Origin of the sequence: Coprococcus intestinihominis (assembly GCF_040096555.1) — a bacterium.
Classification (GTDB): Bacteria; Bacillota; Clostridia; order Lachnospirales; family Lachnospiraceae; genus Coprococcus_A; species Coprococcus_A intestinihominis.
Window position 1 is genome coordinate 1 of the sequence record NZ_JBBMEK010000356.1, and the last position, 2,592, is coordinate 2,592.

The 2,592-nt window shown below is 39.6% G+C and carries 3 protein-coding genes and 1 pseudogene; all 4 read left to right on the forward strand.

The window, feature by feature from the left end:
• Nucleotides 1-150, forward strand: a pseudogene (locus WMO25_RS17050) (methionine--tRNA ligase subunit beta); the annotation flags it as partial.
• A gap of 225 nt (nt 151-375) precedes the next feature.
• A complete protein-coding gene (locus tag WMO25_RS17055) occupies nt 376-753 on the forward strand; it encodes a hypothetical protein (RefSeq protein WP_008374225.1) in 378 nt (125 codons plus the stop codon).
• A 147-nt stretch (nt 754-900) separates the two neighbouring features.
• Nucleotides 901-2,286 carry a zinc-ribbon domain-containing protein gene (locus WMO25_RS17060; RefSeq protein ID WP_349086360.1) on the forward strand — a complete coding sequence of 462 codons (1,386 nt, stop codon included), beginning with the start codon at nt 901-903 and terminating at the stop codon, nt 2,284-2,286.
• Nucleotides 2,283-2,462, forward strand: a complete 180-nt coding sequence (locus tag WMO25_RS17065) for a hypothetical protein (protein ID WP_349086362.1) — start codon at nt 2,283-2,285, stop codon at nt 2,460-2,462. The genes WMO25_RS17060 and WMO25_RS17065 overlap by 4 nt, the downstream gene beginning before the upstream one ends.
• Nucleotides 2,463-2,592: the final 130 nt, after the last annotated feature.

A 2,592-nucleotide genomic window follows, 5' to 3' on the forward strand; every position in this document is an offset into this window, starting at 1 on the left:
ATCGCTATCACAAATCTTCCACCGAGAGCGATGATGGGCATTGACTCTTGCGGTATGCTCCTCAGTGCTATTCATGAGGAAGAGGGCGAAGAAAAACTTCATCTTCTGATGGTAGATGACCACATTCCGGCAGGTGCAAAGCTCTATTAAGATGATGTAAAGATGTACCGTTTTACCAAATAGACGGGACGTACTTCATTTGATAAAAAACTAAAAAAACAGCGATTTACATCAAACTTACATCAATTGATGCAGAAATCGGTGCAAGCAAGAAAAAATCGCATAATTAGTACAAAGAGTGGGCAATTCCAATCGGGATTGCCCATTTTTAAAACAAACAGAAATACAAATCGGAAGTTTTAAAGGAGGAATACCATGGGATTATTTGGTAAAAGCAAAAAAGAACGAGAAACAGAATACATGAGCAGATTAGATGTTCCATCGTGTTTAAAAGAAGATTTTGAATTGATTATTGATGATATATTTACAATTATGGGAGTTGGAACAGTTGCCACAGGAAACATATTAACAGGGATGTGCAGAGAAGGGGAAAATGCATGTATTTATAAAGCAAATGGAGATATCTTAGAAACCAGAATTACTACTGTCGATGTACATACAAAAGAACGAAAAGCAAATGGTTGTGGATATAAAACAGAGCATGTTGGACTTGGGTTACGAGGAATTTCCAAGGAACAATTAGAAAAGGGTGATAAAGTACTTGTAAAGAATGCCAATATGTATGGAATGTAATTACAAATTCAAGTTTGTCAATTTGCCCTTTGAGAGAGGAGAAATCCTTTTCTCAAAGGGCTTTTTCTATTTATACGGATATTCGCAAACTACAAGATAAAGCTAAAACTTCATATACTCTAAGCACAAGGAGGTTGAGGTTTGGCTATGAATAACAGTTTAGCAGAAGTACGCCCGGAACTTGTTCCTGAGTGGTCAGAGAAGAACTTACCGCTTAAACCTGATGAGATTACTTTCGGTTCAAATAAAAAAGTATGGTGGAGAGGTGCTTGCGGTCATGAATGGCAGACAAGCGTTAAGGCTCGTTCCAATGGAGAGAAATGTCCGATATGTTCCGGTGCAAGAGTGATTGCAGGGATTAACGATTTGGCAACATTAGAGCCGCTACTGGTAAAGCAGTGGTCGAAAAAGAATAAGATAAAACCGACAGAGATTTCTATTGGTTCTCATAAGAAAGTGATATGGAGATGTAAAAAAGGACACGAGTGGGAAGCAGCCGTTAAGAGCAGAACAATAAATAAAACAGGTTGCCCGTATTGCTCCCATAATAAAGTGTTGGCAGGATTTAATGACCTTGCAACGCTTCTGCCGGATATAGCTGCCGAGTGGTCGGACAGAAATTATCCGTTACTTCCAACTCAGGTTACGGTCTTTGCAAATCGTAAGGCTTGGTGGAAGTGTAAGGATTGCGGTAGAGAATGGAACACTCTTATTTCTACCCGTTCCGGTGGGAGTAAATGCCCGTATTGCAGTGGATACATATTCCTGAAAGGTTTTAATGATTTGCAGACAGCACACCCTGAAATTGCTTCGGAATGGTCGGAGAAGAACTTGCCGTTGAAGCCTGATGAAGTAAATGCAAAGTCGAGAAAAAATGTCTGGTGGAAGTGCAGAAAATGCGGTAACGAGTGGAAATCAGTTATCAATGCCCGTGTGAAAGGGACGGTATGCCCCGTTTGTGCGGAGAGAGAAGTTCTTGCCGGATATAATGATTTGGCGACAACAGACAGTCAACTTCTCAGTGAATGGGATTATGAACAGAATAAATTGAAGCCGACAGAAGTATCACGAACTTCAGCAAAGAGAGCGTGGTGGAAATGCAGGCACGGTCATTCGTGGAGTATGAAGATAAATGAAAGAACGATATTGAAGAAAGGCTGTCGAATTTGTGAGCAGGAGTATTTATCTCTATTTCCTGCTTTGGCTGTCAGCTATTATTCTAATAGGAAAGGCTTGAAAGCAGAACTTGGTTCTGACCGATTGCTTGGAGTTCCGCTTGAATCATACATACCTTCAGAAAAGTTGGCTATTGAGTCGGAAAGCACCGACGAGAATGTAGAGATAATGAAAGCGTATATGTGTAAGCAACGAGGAATAAGACTGATTAAGCTGCCGATGAAAGGTACTGAACTGGATTATGCCGACAACTTAAAAAGAACTTTTCAAAGCGTACATATATTTATTTCTTCCAATACAGAGGAAGATGTGGAAATAATCAAAAATACATTTGAAAGATGGAGGGACAGCCAATGAGAGAGAAAACCTATCATATATACTTAAATGAAGAAGAACGAAGCCGAGTGATACAATCGCTCATCAAACTGAAGAACAATTTAGCAGCTCAGGGACGATATACCGACGCAGTAGATGATGTTCTCTGTAAAGTGCTTGGTGCAAAGAAAAAGAAATTGAAAATTGAATATATTTAGACCGTGATTTGCCGTCTGTTTCCTAACCGGAGCAGACGGCTTTTTTAATTTCCAAAATTTTTTTGAAATATTTTTGGAAAAGCGGAGATTTTGGGTGTGCATTTCATACCCCTTTGTCCAAATGAGTGAA